The sequence below is a fragment of the Enterococcus sp. M-BR2 genome (assembly GCF_056612775.1).
In genome coordinates this window covers 1,437,256-1,458,110 of the sequence record NZ_CM152743.1, presented here as the reverse complement: position 1 = coordinate 1,458,110, position 20,855 = coordinate 1,437,256, and the positions used below count along the sequence as shown (strand labels likewise).

Here is a 20,855-nt window from a genome sequence, read left to right as displayed (position 1 = left end):
GCTGCACACCTTTCTCAATAAATTAATCAACGGGGATTCCTTTAAACGGTTTGCCGCAGTTTGGACAGAATTTAGGGATGCCGTTGGAAAGATCCACAATCTCGTTGCATTCGCTGCAACGCATCTGTAGCTTAGGCTGAGCGTTTTCTACTGGTTTGGCAGCGCCACAGTTGGAACAGAATTTTCCGGAATTTTCTGTCCCACAGACTGGACACGTCCAAGTATCTACATTCCCTTGTGCGGCTTGTTGATTTTGTTTTTCAGCTTGTTGCTTGATTTGTTCTTGGTTGTTTTGAGCCGCTTGGGAAAGGTAAGAGCCATTTGCATTCATTCCCATACCTACGCCCATAAAGCCAGTCATTGCTCCTGCTTCATTTTTTCCAGCTGCTTCCATTCCACGGGCAATGGAACCTTGCACGTATCCTTCACGTACGCTAGGATCACCTAGCATCGCCCCTTCGTTACGCATATTGATTAGTTTCACAGAATCATCTGTGTAAGAAATGCTGGCCACAGCGACAGAGACGATCTCCATCCCTCGCAACTCGCGCCAAGAATCATCCAATGCAGTATCCATGTATTTGCTTAACTCCAAACTCTTAGATGGGACATAAGAAATCCGTTGTCCATCCGCAGACATCTGATTGATTGCTGATTGCAATGCTGTTAGGAATTCAGCTAAGTATTGCTCATTGATATCATTGATTTCTACTTGTGTTTTGTTTTTAGGAATTGCGTTTGTATAAAATAAAATCGGGTCAACGACATGAATAGAATAAGTGCCATGTGCCCGTAAGAATAATTCTGCGTTATAGAAATTATCAAAGTAGTTCAATGGCGCACTCGTACCGAATTTGATTCCCTTTATTTCTTGGAGATTGATATAAAAAACTTGTTGTTTCTGCGGTGTAACGCCACCAAATTTAAATCGGTCAAATGTTTCAGCAATTGCTTCTTTCAGTGTTCCGTTGAACATGGAAGGAGCTGCGTCATTTTTAATGGTGTAATAACCTTCCTCAGCGGTATAATCGATGATTTTTCCACCATCGACCAAAAGCATCATCATGTTTGGATAGACATGGACGACTGTTCCGTCTGTCAAAACATCTTCTGTTCCTTTACGATTGGAGCCACGTTTGTCATCTTTACGAACTTTGACACCTTTCGTCATAACCGTTGTATCACTCATATTGTCTGGTTCGATGACTTCTAGCCATTGATCTGCCAGACCGCCGCCGACCATACTTGTTGCTGCTTTGATAAGACCCATAAAAAATTCCTCCTCTGATTCAGCTAATGCCAAACAATTATTGTTTATTTATTATACCATAGGAAGAAGTGAAACTTCTCGGACTAGAGACGGAATTGAAATGGAAACTTGCGTATTGATTAAATACCTGAAAAAGCCGAGAAGGATAGTAGTTTTTTTACCCAATATCACGTATAATAAGAGATAGTGAATTTTTTAAAAAAGGGGGATCCTTATGGCATATCAAGCACTTTATCGAGTCTGGCGTTCGCAGCGTTTCGAAGACATCGTTGGACAAAAAGCTGTGACACAGACACTAAAAAATGCTATTGTTTCCCACAAGACCTCACATGCCTATTTGTTTACAGGACCCAGAGGAACCGGAAAGACAAGTGCAGCAAAGATTTTCGCAAAAGCAATCAACTGTCCGAACAGTAAAGACGGTGAACCATGCAACGAATGCGAAATGTGTCGATCAATCACTGCTGGTACGCAAGAAGATGTGATCGAAATCGATGCTGCCAGCAATAACGGAGTCGAAGAAATCCGATTTATCCGTGATCGGGCAAACTATGCGCCTACAAAGGCAGCGTACAAAGTGTACATTATTGATGAGGTACATATGCTTTCAACAGGAGCTTTCAATGCCTTGTTGAAAACATTGGAAGAGCCAAAAGAAAGTGTCATATTCATCTTAGCAACGACCGAACCTCACAAAATACCAGCTACGATCATTTCACGAACCCAACGATTTGATTTTAAACGGATCAATACGGCAGATATTGTCGAACATCTTGAATTTATCTTAAAAGAATCGACTATCAACTATGAACCAGCTGCATTGAATGTGATTGCCCGTTCCGCAGAAGGCGGGATGCGGGATGCATTGAGTATTCTTGATCAGGCAATCTCATTTAGTGAAGGAACGATTACTTTAGATGATGCCATGCAAGTAACAGGCAGCTTGACAGACGAAATGATGGACAGCTACTTGAGTGCTTGCGTGAAAAAAGAAGTACCAGAAGCATTGGAAGCGTTGAATCAAATTCTCGCAGCCGGCAAAGAATCACGTCGCTTTCTAGAGGATATGTTACAATACTGCCGTGATCTGCTGATGTATCAGCAAGCGCCCAATCTAGTTGAAGAACAATCAAGTACGATCAGAAGTACATTTACGGAATTGGCACAAACTGTTTCAGCGGATCAGCTATTTTCAATGATAAAGATTTTGAGCGATACACAAAATGAAATCCGATTTACTAATAGTGCCGCTATTTATTTGGAAGTCGCTACAGTCAAACTCGCACAGCTACCCTCTGCTTCTGTTCCTTCAGCAAAAATGGCATTAGCAGATGATCAGATAGTAAAACAGCTGCAACAAGAGATCAAGGAACTGAGAAACGAAATCAAAGAACTTCGCAGTAACACAGGAACTGTGAATACAAAAGTACAGCCAGTACAGCAGACGAATCACAAAAAACAAACAAGTACGTATCGGGTACCGACGGAACGGGTATATAAAGTTCTGCGGGAAGCGACAAGACAGCATCTGAACCAAGTAAAAGAAGTATGGGAAGATTTGCTGATGAGCCTCTCTGTCACTCAGCGGGCAATGCTTAAAGCAAGTGAACCAGTTGCAGCTGGCCCTACAGGATTAGTGATTGCATTTGATTATGAGATTGTTTGTCAAAGAGCAGCAAACGACGAAGAACTGCAGCTTTCGGTACACAATAATTTAAGCCGAATGATCAAAGACTATGCGCCTGATCCGGTTTATATCACAAGAGAAAGTTGGCCGGAACTTCGAAAAAATTATTTGACGCAAGCACAAGAAGAGGGAGCAGAAAATTCTTTTGCTTCTGAAGAGTCAGAAGGAGAAATCGAATTACTCCCTCAAGAACAGGAAGTACCAGAAGAAACACTTGTAGTAAAAGCAGAGGAATTTTTTGGTTCCGAGGCTGTTACAGTAGTAGATGATTAAGAAAAAAGGAGTAGATAATTATGATGCGTGGAATGGGCAATATGCAAGGCATGATGAAACAAGTACAAAAAATGCAAAAAGAAATGGCGGAAGCACAAGAGCTGCTAAATAAAACAGAATTTACAGGTAAAGCCACTAATGAATTGGTCAAAGCCGTATTTACAGGTGATCGCCGTATGAAGGACATCCAAATCAATGAAGAAGTCGTTGATCCTGATGATATTGAGATGCTTCAAGATCTTGTCGTAATGGCAGTCAATGACGCAATCGCACAAATTGATGTGGAAACTGAGAAAAAATTAGGGAAATACGCAAAAGGTTTACCAGGATTTTAGTTTTAAACTGAAGGAGTAATGAATATGCAATATCCAGAACCAATTGCGAAACTGATCGACAGCTATATGAAACTTCCAGGAATCGGTCAGAAAACAGCGACAAGACTCGCGTTTTATACAATCGATATGAAAGATGAAGTAGTGAATGAATTTGCTAAATCTTTGTTAAGTGTAAAACGAGATTTACACTTTTGCAGTATCTGCGGAAATATCACAGAAGAAGATCCTTGCGAAATATGTAGAAATCCTTCACGTGATCGCAGCATTATCCTAGTGGTCGAAGAGCCGAAAGATGTAATGGCGATGGAAAAAATGCGGGAATATCACGGACTTTATCATGTACTCCATGGTGTGTTATCACCGATGGAAGGGACAGGTCCAGAAGATATCAATATTTCTTCGCTGCTGCAGCGGCTGCATGATGCAGATGTAAAAGAAGTGATCATCGCAACAAATGCGACAACAGAAGGAGAAGCAACAGCAATGTATCTCTCACGTCTAATTAAACCAGCCGGTATCAAAGTAACACGTTTAGCACATGGGTTGTCTGTAGGCTCTGATATCGAGTACGCAGATGAAGTCACGTTATTGAAAGCTGTCGAAGGAAGACGCGAGTTATAAATTTCTAATTAAAAGTTTTTTCAGATACAATATAGAAGCAGCATAAGAGATGGGGGCAACAATGTGAACGGACTATTTATTACAATTGAGGGGCCTGATGGTGCAGGAAAAACCAGCATCTTGAATGAACTTTTCCCTCTTTTGAAAGAAGTAGCAAAAACAGAAATCATTCAAACAAGAGAACCGGGAGGCATCCCGATTGCTGAAGAGATTCGAGCGGTAATCCTGGATCCAAAAAATGATCGGATGGATGAACGCACGGAAGCACTACTTTATGCGGCGGCAAGAAGACAGCATCTAGTCGAAAAGGTCTTACCTGCTCTGGCAAAAGGGAAAATCGTTTTATGCGATAGATTTGTCGACAGTTCTCTTGCTTATCAAGGTGCAGGCCGACGCATCGGCGTTACCGAGATTGCTCGGTTGAATGAGTTTGCTACAGAAGGTACTACGCCAGATTTTACCCTTTATCTTGACGTAGATTCAGACACCGGATTAAGAAGAATCAAGAAAAACAGACAAAACCAAATCGACCGTTTAGATTCGGAAGGTTTGGAATTCCACCAGCGTGTACGACATGCTTACTTAAAGCTGGCAGAAGAGAATCCGGAAAGAATCCACAAAGTTGATGCAAGAAAAAGCTTTGAAGAAGTGCTGCAAACAAGTTATCATACAATTATTGAACAATATCCGCAATTTTTTGGAAACTAGGAAGGTGAACGTTTATGAAAATTATTTTAGCGATTATCCAAGACAAAGACAGCAACCGTTTATCAAATGAATTGATTGATGCAAATATCCGTGCCACAAAATTATCATCGACAGGCGGCTTCCTTAAGGCTGGAAACAGCACGTTTATCGTGGGTATTGAAGATGATCGAGTAGAAGAAGCATTGGAAATCATCAAAAAAACATGTGAATCAAGAAAACAATTTGTATCTACACCTGTGACATTGGATATTTCGATGGATGGGGGCGTTCCTTATCCAGTAGAAGTAGAAGTAGGCGGCGCAACAGTCTTCGTCTTACCTGTTGAAGGATTCCATCAATTTTAGGAGGAGCTGAGCTATGAATCAAGAAATAAACTTGGCTCAAATGCAACCGATCGTGTATCAGCAGCTTCAACGGAGCTTTGAGCATGGGCGTCTCGCTCATGCTTATCTTTTTGAAGGAGAAAAAGGAACAGGAAAACATGAAGTAGGTGTGTGGCTCGCACAGCATCTGTTCTGTACCCAAATGGAAGACAATCAGCCTTGCGGAAAATGCAACAATTGTCAGCGAATCGAAAAGAAAGAACATCCGGATGTTCTGGTTATCGAACCGGACGGACAAACAATCAAAGTTGATCAGATCAGACGTTTGCAAACGGAATTCAGTCGCAGCGGATATGAATCAAGAAAAAAGGTTTTTTTGATTAAAGAAGCTGAAAAAATGAATAGCAGTGCGGCAAACAGTCTGTTGAAATTTTTGGAAGAACCACCGGGAGACTTTTTAGCGGTATTAGAGACAGATGCAGTAGGAAGGATTCTCCCTACTATTCAATCCCGTTGTCAAGTGCTGCATTTTCAAGAACTTTCGAAAGAAGCATTGATCCATCGATTGCAAGAAGAGCAGATTCCATTAGAAAAATCAAAACTTTTGGCTTTCTTAACAAACAGTTTAGGAAAAGCAGTTGAAATCTCTCAAGATGAATGGTTTAATGATGCTAAGGACTTGATTTATCAATGGTTCGTTTACTTGCAAAAGCAAGACACTCAAGCCTTTATCTATGTCCAAAAAAAATTAGTGAAATCATTTAAAGAAAAAACACAGCAGTTTACAGGATTATCTGTCCTGATGTTTTATTATCAGGAAGCACAACGTCAAGCAGTAGCGAAAGGCGAATATGGCAAAGTAAAACAGATAAACCAGATAATTGAACGAATATTGATTGCAGAGCAGAAACTACGTAGCAATGTCGGTTTTCAAGCTGTTGCGGAACAGTTCGTTTTGCAGACGATTTTTTAGCTTGCCGCAGAGGACGATAATCAAGGAGGATGGAAATGGTAGAAGTAGTAGGTGTCCGATATAGAGATGCAGGTCATATCTATTATTTTGCACCAGGAGACTCTGAATATAGTTATAATGACAAGGTATTAGTCGAATCTCAGCAATCCTTACATATTGCTACTGTTGTCCTTCCTAAAAAAGAGATTGATCCAAATGACCTTCCTGAAGCTATTCGTCCAATCTTGCATAAAGCGTCAAAAGCTGAACTAGAAAAAGACAAAAAAAATAAAGAAGATGCGTGTGATGCATTGCAAATCGCAAAAGAAAAAGTGCAGTTGCGTGAGCTGGAAATGAAAATAGTCAAAGCTGAATATACATTTGATCGAAACAAACTGATTTTTTCTTTTACGGCGGACGGGCGAATCGACTTTAGAGAATTGGTAAAGGATCTAGCCGCTGTATTTCGTACTCGTATTGAGCTTCGACAAATTGGTGTACGCGATGAAGCGAAGATAATAGGCGGAATTGGTCCATGTGGGCGTCCATTATGCTGTTCTTCTTTTTTAGGCGATTTCGTGCCCGTATCGATCAAAATGGCAAAAGACCAAAGTTTATCTTTGAACCCAACAAAAATTTCCGGTTTATGCGGACGCTTGATGTGCTGTCTACAATATGAGAGCGAAGAATACGAGACAGCAAAAAAAGAACTCCCTGACTTTGGAAAAGTAATTGTTACACCTGATGGTAAAGGGAAAGTCGTAGGGTTGAATCTGCTTAGCCGTATCGTTAGTATTCGGCTGACTGGACGGGAAAATCCTGTCGAATATGAATGGGATGAATTGAAAGAATTTATCCAAGTAGGTGAGATAAATGGATAAGAGATCATTATACGACGGATTGAATCAGTTAGAATCAGAGTTGAGAAATACATTAACAGAACTTGTTGAAATGAAGCATGCTTTGCATGAGATCGTAGAAAAAAATACGACTTTGGAGATGGAAAATCAACGCTTGCGAGAACATCTTCGGGAATTGAATCAAGTTGCACAAGCTCCAGCTGAAAATGTGAAGCAAGAACTTTCCAAGTCTCGTATGAATCTTGAAAAAATTTATGAAGAAGGCTTCCATGTCTGCTACGATTTATATGGATCAAGACGGGACAATGACGAGCCTTGTGCGTTTTGTCTAGAAGTGATCTATCGCGAAAGCGGTCGATGATCAATAACAAGAGGAGACTGGAGCGGAGAAAGACTGCTCCAGTTTTTTTATTAAGGAGATTGTGACAGATGTATAATCAAAAAAGTTTCAAAGGAAATCCAGTATACGGGAATTTATATCTTGTACCAACGCCAATCGGAAATCTAGAAGATATGAGCTACAGAAGTATTCGTATGCTACAAGAAGCAGACCTTATCGCAAGCGAAGATACGCGTAATACACAAAAATTATTGAATTATTTCGAGATTCATACGCCCCAAAAAAGTTTACATGAACATAATTATAAAGAACGTGTCCCTCAATTGATTGCTTTGTTAAAAGAAGGAAAAACGATTGCTCAAGTCAGTGATGCAGGAATGCCTTCCATCAGCGATCCTGGACATGAGCTAGTTTTAGCTTGTATAAAAGAAGGGATTTCTGTGATCTCTATCCCAGGACCTACAGCTGGGATGACGGCTTTGATTGCTTCAGGGTTAGTGCCTCAACCATTTTTATTTTATGGCTTCCTTCCACGCAAGAAAAAAGAACAGAAAGAAACATTGGAAAAACTAAAAGAACAAACAGCTACGCTGATTTTCTATGAGTCACCTTATCGAATCACAGCTACGTTGACGAATTTCTTAGACATTTTTGGTAATCGCCAAGTCGTTTTGTGTCGAGAATTGACAAAGATCCATGAAGAATACCTTAGAGGAAGTACAGAAGAACTACTTGCATATATCGAAGAACATCCAGTAAAGGGGGAATGTTGTCTGCTTGTAGAAGGAAATTTGTTTGAAACGGCAGGGACAGAAGTGGATGAAGAGCAGGGAACCTTAAAAGAACAGGTAGAAGCAAAGATTGCATCAGGCGAAAAGCCAAATGCTGCTATCAAAGCAGTAGCGCTTAAAAATGGACTGAAAAAACAAGAAGTTTACCGTCAATATCACGAATTAGGCTGAAATAGTATAAGTAGTATACAATGAAGCGACAATGTGGAAAACAGCTACTAACTTCTCAAATCTCTTGAACGCGAACGAACGTTCCTGTATAATAGCTAAGAGGTGAGGATGATGGAGCTGCAATTTCCTTTACATAATGATACATCAAGAAAAATCATTCATATCGATATGGATGCTTTTTTCGCTTCTGTTGAAGAACGAGATCATCCTGAGTTTCGTGGGCACCCATTAGTAATTGCTAGACATCCCAGTGACACTGGTGGGCGTGGAGTAGTGACTACGGCAAATTATGAAGCAAGAAAATTCGGAATTCATTCAGCAATGAGTGCACAAAAAGCGTATGAGCTTTGCCCGCAAGCCATCTTTAAGCCTGGCGACCATCATAAATACAGCGAGATTTCCAAACAAGTACGGGAAGTATTCTATCATTATACAGACATTGTGGAACCAGTTAGTATCGATGAAGCGTATCTTGATGTGACCGAAAACAAAATCAATTGCAAGTCAGCCATCAAAATTGCTCGAATGATCCAGGCAGATATTTGGGAAAGAGTCCAGCTAACATGTTCTGCGGGAGTAAGTTACAATAAGTTTTTGGCCAAATTAGCATCAGACTATCAAAAACCTAGAGGAATCACAGTAGTTGCACCTCAAGATGCTGTGCCATTTTTAAAAACTTTGCCAATTGAAAAATTTCATGGAGTAGGGAAGAAAACTGTACCTAGAATGCATGAGTTAGGAATTTATACAGGAAAAGACCTATATGAATGCACAGAAATGACGTTGATTCGAAATTTTGGAAAAATGGGCTATTCTCTTTATCGTAAAGTGAGAGGAATCCATGATTCTCCAGTAAATGTTACAAGAGAGCGAAAATCTGTGGGAAAAGAGCATACGTATGGACAGCCATTGCAAACGGAGGAAGCCGTGCTGGCTCAGTTGCGCCAACTAGCCGAAAAAGTAGAAGAAGCACTGAGAAGAGTCCAAAAACATGGGAAAACAGTGGTTTTGAAGGTCAGGTACACCGATTATTCTACTGTGACCAAAAGAGTGACATTGCCAGAATACATCTATAAAAAAGAAGCGCTCTTTTATCAAGCAAGTCTTATATGGGAGGAAATCTTGGGAGTAGAAAAAGGGATCCGATTGTTAGGAATCACCTTGACGAATCTTGACCCGATGACCTATGAAAATATCGTTCTTCCGTTATGGGGAAATCAAGAAATATAAAAACAGCTTTGAGAGTTGAAAATGGAAATCCGTTTTCTCTCTCAAAGCTGTTTTTATATCAAGTCTTGTTTTTTGATTTGTTCATAGGTTTCTGTTGCATCCGTACATTTTTCCCAAATCATAACTTGGTTGGATTCTAAAGATTTTTGGACATCAATGATTCGCTGGTTGCTGCTTCCTCGAAATTGTAGTTTTAGGTCACGTTTGCTCAATTCAAAGCGTCCGTCAACAAGGATATCGATTTGCGAAAGGAGTTCTAATTTATCTTCTGAATCTTGTAGCAATTCATCAAAGGTATAGCCTGTCCATGACCAGATATCTTTTGTCGTACCGAACTCTTTTCGGATACGTCGTACTACTTGCAAGCAAACATCTGTATTCAAAAAAGGCTCGCCGCCCAATAAAGTCAGTCCTTGTACGTAATCGTTGCGCAAGTCAGCGATGATTTGTTCTTCTAATTCAGGTGTGAATGGTTTGCCATATCGAAAATTTTGTGCCGCTTTGTTGAAGCAACCTTCGCAGGCGAATAAGCAGCCACTAACGTAAAGACTGTTACGGACACCTTCACCATCGACAAAATTAAACGGTTTGTAGTCAGCAATATAGTTTTGACTGTAGTCTTTTGCTAACCATTCTTTTGGTTTTGGATTTCTCATAAAAAAACTTCTTTCATTTAAGGTTCAAAGATATAGCTATTGAAGATAAAATCCACTCGACCATATAAATAAGAACAAACTGACCTAAATCCATTGTTCAAGAAAGCTTGTTCTTATTTTGATAGAGGGCGTTCAAAGATACAAAGCCATCGAAAGAGGGTGGTGAAAAAAGACTTGTCACAGCCTCTTATTCTGAATAAACGGTGTTCAAAAGCCAGTTTCTCGGTATTAAGTTCAATTTATGCAAAAATGTGGAAAGCCATTTTCACAAAATTTTTCTTAATACTCAAAACTAAGCGGCTTTTCACAACCTCTCAATAAACGGTGTTCAAAAGCCAGTTTCTCGGTATTAAGTTCAATTTATGCAAAAATGTGGAAAGCCATTTTCACAAAATTTTTCTTAATACTCGAAACTAAGCGGCTTTTTCACAACCTCTGATAAACGGTCTTCAAAAGCTTGCATCTGTGGTAATAAGCCCAACTAAACGAAAAATATGAGGAGCTATTTTTGTTTAGCTGTTCTTATTACTTGATGCAGGACAGCTTTTTCACAACCTCATTTCATGTGTTTCACACGTGAGGAAATTTCTTTGTGGCGACCATGTACCATCGGACGAGCTTGTGGATTTCCTAAATAGCCACAAGTACGTTTGACTACATCACATGTTTTTGGGTCATGATTTCCACATTCTGGACATTCGAATCCTCGTTCTGTTGGTTTGAAATCACCTTCAAAACCACATTGGTAGCAATGGTCAATTGGCGTATTCGTACCAAGATACCCGATTTTATCATATGCAAAATCCCATACAGCTTCTAAGGCTTTCGGGTTTTGTTGGAGCATAGGGTATTCACAGTAGTGGATGAATCCACCTGAACAATATTTTGGATAATCCTTCTCAAATTCCAATTTTTCAAATGGCGTTGGGTTTTTACGCACATCATAGTGGAAACTGTTTGTATAATATTCTTTATCTGTGATGTTTTCGATGATACCAAATTTTTCTGTATCTAAACGACAGAAACGATCAGTCAGACTTTCACTTGGTGTTGAATAGACGCTGAAATGATAACCGTATTCATCACCCCATGCATCCGCATTGGCTTTTAATTCTTTGACGATGTCAAGTGTGAAAGCTTTTGCCTCTGGGTTTGTTTCCCATTCGCCACCGAAGAAAGCTGAAGCAACTTCATATAATCCAATGTAGCCTAATGATACAGTAGCTCGACGGTTTTTGAATAATTCATTGACAGAATCGGTACGTGAAAGACGTTTTCCGAAAGCACCATACATATATAAGATTGGCGCATTTGCTGGAATGGCTTCTTTACAACGTTCTACACGATAGAGAAGCGCATCTTTCATGATTTCCAAACGGTCAGACAATAGCTGCCAGAATTTGTTCTGATCTCCTTTTGATTCGATCGCGATTCTTGGTAAATTCAATGTAACCACACCTAAATTCATTCGTCCAACATTTACTTCTTGACCATTTTCGTCTTTCCATCCTTGCAAGAATGAACGACAGCCCATAGGTACTTTGAAACTTCCAGTTAATTCGACGATTTTGTCGTAATTCAGAATATCAGGATACATTCGTTTCGTTGCACATTCCAATGCTAGTTGTTTGATGTCGTAATTAGGATCTTCAGGGTTTAAGTTTACACCTTTTTTCAAAGTGAAGATCAGTTTAGGGAAGATAGCTGTGCGCTTTTCACTCCCTAATCCATTGATTCGGATCTGTAAAATCGCTTTTTGGATTTCTCTTTCAAACCAGTTTTCCCCCAAACCAAACCCTAATGAAGTGAAAGGGGTTTGCCCATTTGAAGTAAATAAGGTATTGATTTCATATTCCAAACTTTGCATAGCATCGAAGATATCTTTTTTGGTTTTTGCTTTTGCATATTCTTTTTGGCGTTCTGGCGAATCGATCCATTCTTCCGCGTCTTTTAGATGTTTTTTATAGTTCAATTCTGCAAAAGGAGCCAGCAATTCATCTGTTCGGTCGGCAGAACAGCCACCATATTGACTTGACGCAACATTAGCAATAATCTGTGAGATTTGTGCTGTCGCTGTCTGGATAGATTTAGGTGATTCCACTTCCGCATTTCCAATTTTGAAACCGTTGTTCAGCATACCTTTGAAATCAATCAAGCAGCAATTTGTCATCGGTGTGTAAGGATGATAATCCAAATCATGGTAATGGATATCACCTTTTTGATGCGCATTTGCTATATGTGGCGGCAACATTTTCAGTCCGATTGATTTTCCGACGATGCCGGCTGTTAGATCACGCTGTGTATTGAAAACATTACTGTCTTTATTTGCATTTTCATTCACGACAGTCTGGTCTTTGTTGATTAGTTTTTCAATCGAAAAGTTGATATCTGTCGCTTTACTACGAGCAAAATCCCGTTTTGTACGGTAATTGATATACTCTTCTGCTAATTCATATTCGTTTTTTTCTAATAAGATATGTTCCACGATGTTTTGAATCTCATAGATTTTGACATTTTCAGCAAACCGGCTTTTGATTTCTTGGACAACCAAGTCTGCAATCATTTGGATTTTTTCGTAAGTAAGTGGGGATAATGAGCCGTGAATTTTCTTTTCAGCTTTGATTAGTGCTTCGTTGATCTTTTGTTCATCGAAATCAACATGGCGACCATCTCGTTTGATAACTTTCATCTGGTGTGCCTCTGGTTGCTGAGTAACGACTGTTTTCTCTTCATAATTTACTTTCATTATCTTCAACTCCTGCTAAATTGTTCTTGTCTATCATAAAACAAAATTTAGGAAGGAGCAACTAATTATCAGCTATATATAGTATTCAATCTGCTGTATAATTGGATTTCTATACTATATGTAGTGTATATTTTATTGTGAAAAAAAGTGAAAACTTGTAGTTGATGGATTTATTTTTTGCATATTTAATTTAGCTGAATAAAATAATTGAATAAAATTTTTTTATTTGGGCTAAGAAAAAGTGACAAAAACATAAGAGCAAATTGTTCGTAGATATGCTACTATGCAAATAAACAGAAATGAAAGAGGAGAAGAAGAATTGGAAAAGATGATCGAAGTGAAACATCTCAGTAAAAGCTACGGTAGCAAACTTTCTCCCGTCAAAGCTTTAGATAATATCTCATTCACAGTCGAAGAAGGCGAATTTGTTGGAATCATGGGTCCAAGTGGTGCAGGTAAAACGACGTTGATGAATATTTTATCCACGATCAATTTGCCTACGATGGGTAGTGTCTTGATCCAAGGAAAAGAAATAACAAAAATGAAAAATAGTGAGCTGAGTGACTTTCGTCGAAAAAAACTAGGATTCATTTTTCAAGAATTCAATTTGATTGATACTTTAAATGCCAAAGACAATATCCTATTACCCCTAGCAGTTGAACGGATGACTAAGGAAGAGATGGAAAAGAGAGTAAGACACGTAGCTCAATTGTTGAATATAGAAGAACTGCTAAAACGATATCCAGATGAGCTTTCTGTCGGTCAGCGACAACGAATTGCAGCCGCTAGAGCCCTTGTTGTTCAGCCACAAGTAATCTTTGCAGATGAACCAACTGGATCTCTAGATTCGAAGTCGGCCACAGAATTGTTGAATTATTTACAGACTATGAATCAAAAAGAAAAAGCGACAATTTTGTTAGTCACCCATGACCCATATACAGCGAGCTACTGTGACAGAATTTTATTTATTAAAGACGGCGTGATTTTTTCAGAAGTTGTGAGAAGAGGGACAAGAAGGGAATTCTTTGAAAAAGTAATCGACATGCAGGCGACGATTGGTGGAGGAGGAAAAATGAATGCTGTATAAACTAGCCGTCAAAAGTTTTTTTCGGCAGTCCCGAGGGTATCTTGTTTATTTTTTCAGTTTGACTTTATCCGTGATGATTTATTATTCATTCAGCGCAATGACCTATGATCAATCTTTAGTTAGAAGAGCAAGTCCAGATACTTCGATAGATGGCGGATTGAGTTTTGGCGGACTGATCATTACTGTCGTTTTACTTTTTTTCGTATTCAGTGCCAACCGATTTTTTTTGAATAGAAGACAAAAAGAAATAGGTATCTATCAACTTTTTGGTATGAACAAACTACAAATTTCAGGCATATATGTGTTGGAAATCATGATAATCGGGTTATTTGCCTGTATTTTTGGGATATTGCTCGGTATTATTTTCTCCAAACTCTTTTCCATGATTTTGGTTCGAATGATGGATATGGATCTTAATAGTCCGTTTTTTATCTCCATTCCATCAGTCGCAGATACTTTATTTGCTTTTTTCATCATCCTTTTAGCAGTATCTGTGTATTCGATATGGAAAATCTGGCGCTACCCGATGATTCGAAGTTTTGGAGAAAAAGAACAAGCAGATAGTTCAACGATGCGTTTCAGAACAAGGCATCGATTACTCGCTGTCATTGGGTTATTGCTTTTAACAAGCGGATATTTTGGGGCTAGTCATTTTAGAGAAATCACTTCATGGATGGTCAGTCATCATGACCTTGAGACATTAATTCTCTTTTTGCCTTTTCTGATCTTTTTCATTTGTGTGATTGGTACTTATTTGTTTTTCTGCTATACATTTCGGCTCTTTTTGATCATATTGAGTAAATGGAAGCTCTATTACTATGGGATCAATTTTTTAATAATAGGTAATACACAAGTGCACCTGCTCAAAAGCTGGCGTACGAATTCTCTAATTACAGTCATTCTTGGAATTTCTTTAATGACGATTGGCGGTACGGCTAGTATTTCTACTATTTTATCGTATCAGGAGAAAGTATCCTCCCCGATGGATTATCAGTTTGATGTCGAGACAGAAAAAAAAATCAAGCCTATTCTGGCAGAGGAAGGACAGAAGATAACTAAAGAAATCACCTTGCATTATAAAGTCATAGGTAGTATCTACAGACCAGATCTCGAAGAACCTATGTTTCAAACTGCTAATCTGATCTCAGAAACAGAATATCAAGCCTTCAGAAAAGTTAATCCGGATTTGCCGAACGTTTCTTTGAAATCTCCTAACCATACTGTTTTGCTTGATCAAATGCAAACTCTTTTTCGGAATATTTCATTATATGGTTCTAGTATTGGATTGCCAGATAATCAAGAGTTGAAGATTCAGCAAATGCTTCCAAGTGTATTAGGTGACGAAACGATAGTATATCTAAGTCCTGTACTAGTCGTGGATGATAACGTTTTTGAAAAAGCAAAAGGTGTAGATTATCAAGTAGTCAATGTGGATATATCAGGTGGAAATAATGAAAAGATAGATGAACGATTGAGCAGTGAAATGTCGATAAAGTGGCTCAATGCTATTTATTATTCTTATGATATCGTAAATGGGCGTCTGCAAGGAGACATTAGTACAAAGAAACTGCCAGATGACAAAATGAAGGAAGCGCAGTTTAGTCAAGAAGGTTCTCGGTTGAACTTCTCTTCCAGCTATTCAAAATTGCGTGCAGTCAACCGGCGGATTGGTATCAATATTTTTGTCACACTGTTTGTCGGAATGATCGTCATTATTGCTACTGGCAGTATTCTGACCGTTCGACAATTAGCAGAAGCAGAGGAAGAAAAAGAAAATTATCACCTATTAACTAAACTGGGGATACCACAAAGAAGAATTAGAAGGATGATTTTCGAGCAAAACGCACTTACCTTTTTTCCACCCATGATATTAGGAATCACTCATGCAGTATTTGCAATCAATGTTTTCACTCAGTATATCAAAACTGCCGATTATTGGCTGGCTTATCTTGTCAGTGGCTTATTGATCCTTATCTATCTTTTGCTTTATGTCATTACGAGTCAGTTATATTGTCGGATTATCGAGGAATGACAGGCGGAATAAGACAAGATAATAAAAAGTACTAAATTTTAAACACCATTTATTTGGAATAAGAGGTTGTGACACGTTTTTGTCACAACCTCTTTCCTACGATTAGTCAAGTAAAAGATGTAATAAAAATAGCTCGTAAACAAAAGCGAAAAAATCAAGGCACACCAAATAAAGCCCCGTTCGTAAAAAAAATTTTCGATCTGGGCAAAGAAGTGGTATACTGTAAGTGGTTTAGTTAATGGTCCACTGAGACCGCGTACGCATAGTCGTACTCTGTATGTGCCCTAACCATAGCGTGCATACATTTCAGAAGCTTGTTCATACAAGCAACTGTGGCAACCTTCTCTTTCTTAGGGATAGGTTGCTTTTTTAATTTGTAGTAATAATCGACAATATGATTAGGAGCTGCGCGTTGCTGGCGAATCATATTTCGAATGGTGAAGAAAATAATTTTCCGTGCTTTGGGATTACCACGCTTATTGATGCGGTCTTGGCCAGTATACTTACCTGATTGATACCGTCGGATGTCGATTCCGACAAAGGCATTCAATTGTTTATGGGTTTTAAATCGTGTGATATCTCCTAATTCACCGAGCAATAAAGCGGCTGTGAGTGCGCCAATCCCAGGGAACGTTTGGTACAACAAAAAGCAAGGAGAGCCTTCGGCTTTTTTGATCATTTGTGTCGCTAGTGCTTCTTTTTGTTCGAGTAAATCTTGGAGAAGTTCGGCGTAATAGATCGTTTTTTGACAGTGGATACTGTCTTTTTCAACAGCTGGATAGGCACACTGTGCATAGTGGATGATTTGATCTGCCTTTTGCTCGGCACGATTCGCGGAGATTTTTTTCCGTGTTTCGTTGATCAGTTTATTTTTTATTTTTGTCCGAGTAGATGCCAATACAAAATCTGGATGGGGAAAAAGACGGATCAATGTCAATGCGTAAGGGGTCAGCCTGTTTGAAAAGAACTGTTCAAGCTCTGGAAAAGTCAACTGAAGGCAGTTGTGTAAATCCATGCGCAGACGAGTGATTTTCTTCTCAATTTCTTGATAAAAACGGGCTAAATCGCGCATCTCTAAGTAAAAATTGCTTTGTACTTCTTTTGGCTGACGTTGATTTTTAAGATGAGTCTGTGCGAGCCGATGGGCATCCGATTTATCTGTTTTCCAACTGCGTAAGGTGTTTTCTTCCATCTGCTTTTTCGCTTCTAACGGGTTTAACAAACAGTAAGAAAAGTGATGATCTTGAAAGAACTTTTCGACTGGTCTGGAATAAATCCCCGTTGCTTCAAAAACAATCAATGGACGTTCAGGCAAGTGCTGGATCTCTTCGAGTAATGTATGAAATCCTCTTTGAGTGTGTTCGATCTCGTCTTCAAATAAGCAGGTGTCGTCTTTGTATAGGACACTGTAGCTGTGTCCCATTGAAACATCTAATGCAAGAATGTAAGGCATTTGTATTCCTCCTTTTTAAGTGTTGAAAGAACTTTACTGCTTCATTTCGATTCCAATTTCCTATACACGGGCTCATGGCCCCAACATACGTAAATCTGATTCTAAAATGACAGTAAAGAAGTTCGGTTTTTGATAGGGACTCGTAGTCCTCAAGGCTTTGTTCGAACTTTCTTTCACTCTTCACTATAATCTAAAAATAGAAAATAGAGGAGAACATCATTCGTCAATGATGTTCTCCTCTAATCTTAGTATGTTTTTTATATTTTTTAAAATTACTAGAAATTATAAAGAAAAAAGCAGTGATTTGATGTGCTATTTTTATAAAAGCTATGTGACAAAACTGTTAGTAAAAAAACGGTTTCTGTAAGCTAGACACATGTTTCTTTTTGTCAAAATTCGTTACACTTTGTGTGAGGTTATATGAGGAGGGAATTCAATGAACAAATGGTGGTCTAATCCAAAATTGAATTATTGGGGAAAATTCATCATTCGAACAATTTTTTATAGTGCGGTACTGCTGTTCCTAATCTACCTGTATCACTATAAAAATATTCAAGGAGGAACATTTATCTATAACGAATTTTAGGAGGAAGAGTATGGAAATCAAAACGATTATTGAAGCAATCGATGATTGGGGAATAAGCGAACCTGATCGAATTGCTTATCAGGCGGATGAGATGCATACTTTTGGAGAATTGAAACAAGCATCAGACGCACTTGCTTATTATTTAGAAGAAAAGGTAGAAGGGGATGGACCAATCGTCGTTTTTGGTAATTTAGAATTTGAGATGATTGTCGCATTTCTAGGAATTGTCAAATCTGGTCATGCTTATTTGCCAATTGAAGAACATACACCCAAAGAACGTATCCTGTCGATCTTTCGGGTGGCTAAACCATCTATGGTCATCAGTATTGGGAATTGGATAGAAGATATTCCTTCTGTTCCTGTCGTAACAAAAGAAGAATTTCAAGAAATCGAGAAGATACCAGTAGAATTTTATCCCAAAAATAGCGTAAAAGGCACAGAAAATTTTTATATTATTTTTACCTCTGGTACTACTGGAGAACCAAAAGGCGTACAAATCAGTCATGATAATCTAGTCAGCTTTGTTCAATGGACGATGGAAGACTTTGGGATCAAGCCTGGGATGCATTTCTTAGCTCAAGCGCCATTTTCTTTTGATTTATCGGTATTTTCTATTTATCCTGCATTAGTTTCTGGTGGAATGCTGAAGCCGTTAAATAAAGCAGTTATTCAAGATTTTCGTCAATTATTCGCGACATTGCCTAACTTGAAGTTGAATATTTGGGTTTCTACTCCATCTTTTATGGATATTTGCTTGATGGAGCCTACCTTCAATGGAGAAAATGTACCAGAATTGAACATGTTTTTATTTTGCGGAGAAGAATTGACAAAAAAAACTGCAGAAACACTACTTGATCGATTCCCAAATGCACGGATATATAATACTTACGGCCCAACAGAAGCAACTGTGGCTATTTCAAGTATCCAGATTGATCAGCACATACTAGATAAATACGACCGACTACCAATCGGCTATGTAAAAAAAGACACCAAAGTTTCTATTGTCCAAGAAGACAAACATGTTTCAAAAGGAGAAACTGGCGAAATCATTATTGCAGGACCAAGCGTATCAAAAGGTTACCTGAACAATCCAGAAAAAACAGCAGCTGCGTTCTTTTGTCAAAATGACTTAGCAAGTTACCATACAGGGGATGCAGGAAGGTTGGATGAAGATGGGCTTTTATTTTATGAAGGCCGTATGGATCAGCAAGTCAAATTGCATGGTTACCGGATCGAGTTAGGGGATATCGAACATTATCTGTTGCAAGACTCCCGGATCAAACAAGCCGTTGTCGTACCAAAATATCAAGGAACAAAAGTGCAGCAGCTTGTTGCTTTCATCGTATTAGAAAACACAACGAAACAACCGGATTTTCAACTGACCAAATCGATCAAAGAACAATTACTGCAAGTTGTGATGGAGTATATGATTCCTCAGAAGTTCCATTATGTCAATCTGCTGCCTCAGACAGTAAATGGAAAAATTGATCGAAAAAAATTAACAGCTGAGGTGAATCCTGAATGATGTTTCCTCATATGATCCCTTACGCAGAGCCGTTTTATTTTTTTCTTTTAGCCATTGCGCTTATACCAATCGTTCTATCTTTATTGATATGGAAAAAAAGATTACCAATTTATCAATCAGTGGTGACACTTTTCTTTTTATTTGTCAGCTTTGGAGGTACTTATTGGGAGCAGGGAGCGGCGCTGATAGGGTATGTTTTTTGGCAGACAATCCTTGTATGGGGCTATTTTGTTCACCGGCAAAGGAAAAATCAAACAGGATGGTTTTACGCCGCCGTTATTTTAGCAATAATTCCACTGTTTTTAACGAAAGTGACTCCTTTTTTTGAACATGGAAAAGCATCGCTGCTTGGTTTTTTAGGAATCTCTTATTTAACCTTTAAGTCTGTGCAAATGATCATGGAAATAAGAGATGGCATGATCAAAGTATATAACCCATTTCGTTATATCCAGTTTCTGCTGTTTTTCCCGACAATATCTTCTGGACCCATCGATCGTTATAGGAGATTTGAAAAGGATCAGCTCCATCCACCTGTTCGTGATAAATATGTTGATCTCTTGGGAAAAGGCGTCCAAAATATTTTTGTCGGTTTTTTATATAAGTTCATTATCGGTTATTATTTTGGTCAAGTACTGCTCCCTGTAGTAGGGCGCATCGCATTACAGCATGGTGGGATTTCATGGGCGTTAGTGGGTTACATGTACGTGTATAGCATGTATTTATTTTTTGATTTTGCAGGTTACAGTTTGTTTGCAGTCGGTACAAGCTACATGATGGGGTATCAGACGCCAATCAATTTCAATAAACCATTTTTATCATGGAATATCAAAGAGTTCTGGAACCGATGGCATATGACCTTGTCTTTTTGGTTCCGCGATTACGTGTATATGCGGTTGATGTTCTTCATGATGAAGAAAAAAATCTTTAAAAGCAAGATCGTAATGTCAAATATTGGATATTTCGCTTTGTTTCTTCTAATGGGTGTCTGGCATGGATTGACGTGGTACTACATCGTATACGGTCTGTATCATGCTTGTCTGATCTGTCTAACAGATGCATGGATCCGATTTAAGAAGAAGCATAAAGATCAGTTACCTTCTAACAAATTTACGCATGGCGTAGCCGTATTTTTGACATTTCAAGCGGTATGTTTCAGCTTCCTGATTTTTTCAGGATTTTTAGATAAACTTTTTTTTAGCTAACGAATAG

Annotated in this window: 19 protein-coding genes; 15 read left to right on the top strand and 4 right to left on the bottom strand. The window is 38.7% G+C overall.

The window, feature by feature from the left end:
- Nucleotides 1-22: 22 nt before the first annotated feature.
- Complete coding sequence (locus AC1F25_RS07115; protein WP_002292335.1) at nucleotides 23-1,270, bottom strand: SPFH domain-containing protein; 1,248 nt, start codon at nucleotides 1,268-1,270, stop codon at nucleotides 23-25.
- A gap of 214 nt (nucleotides 1,271-1,484) precedes the next feature.
- Between AC1F25_RS07115 and dnaX the strand changes: the two genes are divergently transcribed.
- From dnaX to dinB, 10 genes are all read left to right on the top strand, one after another.
- Nucleotides 1,485-3,230 (top strand): DNA polymerase III subunit gamma/tau, encoded by a 1,746-nt coding sequence (dnaX, locus tag AC1F25_RS07110; protein WP_002292336.1) that lies wholly within the window; start codon nucleotides 1,485-1,487, stop codon nucleotides 3,228-3,230.
- A gap of 20 nt (nucleotides 3,231-3,250) precedes the next feature.
- The gene (locus AC1F25_RS07105) at nucleotides 3,251-3,565 is read left to right on the top strand and encodes a YbaB/EbfC family nucleoid-associated protein (protein ID WP_002292337.1); all 315 of its coding nucleotides are present in this window, start codon (nucleotides 3,251-3,253) and stop codon (nucleotides 3,563-3,565) included.
- A 24-nt stretch (nucleotides 3,566-3,589) separates the two neighbouring features.
- Nucleotides 3,590-4,186, top strand: coding sequence for a recombination mediator RecR (recR, locus tag AC1F25_RS07100; RefSeq protein WP_002292338.1), 597 nt, complete (start codon nucleotides 3,590-3,592; stop codon nucleotides 4,184-4,186).
- A gap of 63 nt (nucleotides 4,187-4,249) precedes the next feature.
- Nucleotides 4,250-4,894, top strand: coding sequence for a dTMP kinase (tmk, locus tag AC1F25_RS07095; protein ID WP_002345571.1), 645 nt, complete (start codon nucleotides 4,250-4,252; stop codon nucleotides 4,892-4,894).
- Between the two features lie 14 nt (nucleotides 4,895-4,908).
- A complete protein-coding gene (locus tag AC1F25_RS07090) occupies nucleotides 4,909-5,238 on the top strand; it encodes a cyclic-di-AMP receptor (protein ID WP_002292340.1) in 330 nt (109 codons plus the stop codon).
- Between the two features lie 13 nt (nucleotides 5,239-5,251).
- Nucleotides 5,252-6,190, top strand: a complete 939-nt coding sequence (gene holB, locus AC1F25_RS07085) for a DNA polymerase III subunit delta' (protein ID WP_002292342.1) — start codon at nucleotides 5,252-5,254, stop codon at nucleotides 6,188-6,190.
- Nucleotides 6,191-6,225: 35 nt separating this feature from the next.
- Complete coding sequence (locus AC1F25_RS07080; RefSeq protein WP_002320696.1) at nucleotides 6,226-7,050, top strand: PSP1 domain-containing protein; 825 nt, start codon at nucleotides 6,226-6,228, stop codon at nucleotides 7,048-7,050.
- Complete coding sequence (locus AC1F25_RS07075; RefSeq protein WP_002288076.1) at nucleotides 7,043-7,390, top strand: DNA replication initiation control protein YabA; 348 nt, start codon at nucleotides 7,043-7,045, stop codon at nucleotides 7,388-7,390. The genes AC1F25_RS07080 and AC1F25_RS07075 overlap by 8 nt, the downstream gene beginning before the upstream one ends.
- A 68-nt stretch (nucleotides 7,391-7,458) precedes the next feature.
- Complete coding sequence (gene rsmI, locus AC1F25_RS07070) at nucleotides 7,459-8,331, top strand: 16S rRNA (cytidine(1402)-2'-O)-methyltransferase (protein WP_479993998.1); 873 nt, start codon at nucleotides 7,459-7,461, stop codon at nucleotides 8,329-8,331.
- Nucleotides 8,332-8,439: 108 nt separating this feature from the next.
- On the top strand, nucleotides 8,440-9,561 hold the full coding sequence (gene dinB, locus AC1F25_RS07065) for a DNA polymerase IV (RefSeq protein WP_002316927.1): 1,122 nt from the start codon (nucleotides 8,440-8,442) through the stop codon (nucleotides 9,559-9,561).
- A 53-nt stretch (nucleotides 9,562-9,614) separates the two neighbouring features.
- Here the strand turns inward: dinB and nrdG are convergent, their stop codons facing one another.
- A complete protein-coding gene (gene nrdG, locus AC1F25_RS07060) occupies nucleotides 9,615-10,217 on the bottom strand; it encodes an anaerobic ribonucleoside-triphosphate reductase activating protein (protein ID WP_002292348.1) in 603 nt (200 codons plus the stop codon).
- Nucleotides 10,218-10,773: 556 nt separating this feature from the next.
- Nucleotides 10,774-12,963, bottom strand: coding sequence for an anaerobic ribonucleoside-triphosphate reductase (nrdD, locus tag AC1F25_RS07055; RefSeq protein WP_002292349.1), 2,190 nt, complete (start codon nucleotides 12,961-12,963; stop codon nucleotides 10,774-10,776).
- 319 nt (nucleotides 12,964-13,282) lie between these two features.
- Between nrdD and AC1F25_RS07050 the strand changes: the two genes are divergently transcribed.
- Together AC1F25_RS07050 and AC1F25_RS07045 are read left to right on the top strand one after the other, a co-directional pair.
- Nucleotides 13,283-14,050 carry an ABC transporter ATP-binding protein gene (locus tag AC1F25_RS07050; protein WP_002310242.1) on the top strand — a complete coding sequence of 256 codons (768 nt, stop codon included), beginning with the start codon at nucleotides 13,283-13,285 and terminating at the stop codon, nucleotides 14,048-14,050.
- Nucleotides 14,040-16,082, top strand: a complete 2,043-nt coding sequence (locus AC1F25_RS07045) for an ABC transporter permease (RefSeq protein WP_479993997.1) — start codon at nucleotides 14,040-14,042, stop codon at nucleotides 16,080-16,082. Before AC1F25_RS07050 ends, AC1F25_RS07045 begins: the two co-directional genes overlap by 11 nt.
- A 235-nt stretch (nucleotides 16,083-16,317) precedes the next feature.
- On the opposite strand, the gene AC1F25_RS07040 is transcribed toward AC1F25_RS07045, so the two are convergent.
- The gene (locus AC1F25_RS07040; protein ID WP_479993996.1) at nucleotides 16,318-17,535 is read right to left on the bottom strand and encodes an IS110 family RNA-guided transposase; all 1,218 of its coding nucleotides are present in this window, start codon (nucleotides 17,533-17,535) and stop codon (nucleotides 16,318-16,320) included.
- Between the two features lie 436 nt (nucleotides 17,536-17,971).
- Here AC1F25_RS07040 and AC1F25_RS07035 point away from each other — a divergent pair, with 436 nt between their 5' ends.
- The 3 genes from AC1F25_RS07035 to dltB are packed head-to-tail and all read left to right on the top strand — an operon-like array spanning nucleotide 17,972 to nucleotide 20,848.
- Nucleotides 17,972-18,121 (top strand): teichoic acid D-Ala incorporation-associated protein DltX, encoded by a 150-nt coding sequence (locus AC1F25_RS07035; protein ID WP_002292353.1) that lies wholly within the window; start codon nucleotides 17,972-17,974, stop codon nucleotides 18,119-18,121.
- A gap of 10 nt (nucleotides 18,122-18,131) precedes the next feature.
- On the top strand, nucleotides 18,132-19,646 hold the full coding sequence (dltA, locus tag AC1F25_RS07030; RefSeq protein ID WP_479993995.1) for a D-alanine--poly(phosphoribitol) ligase subunit DltA: 1,515 nt from the start codon (nucleotides 18,132-18,134) through the stop codon (nucleotides 19,644-19,646).
- Nucleotides 19,643-20,848 carry a D-alanyl-lipoteichoic acid biosynthesis protein DltB gene (gene dltB / locus AC1F25_RS07025; protein WP_002314225.1) on the top strand — a complete coding sequence of 402 codons (1,206 nt, stop codon included), beginning with the start codon at nucleotides 19,643-19,645 and terminating at the stop codon, nucleotides 20,846-20,848. The genes dltA and dltB overlap by 4 nt, the downstream gene beginning before the upstream one ends.
- Nucleotides 20,849-20,855: the final 7 nt, after the last annotated feature.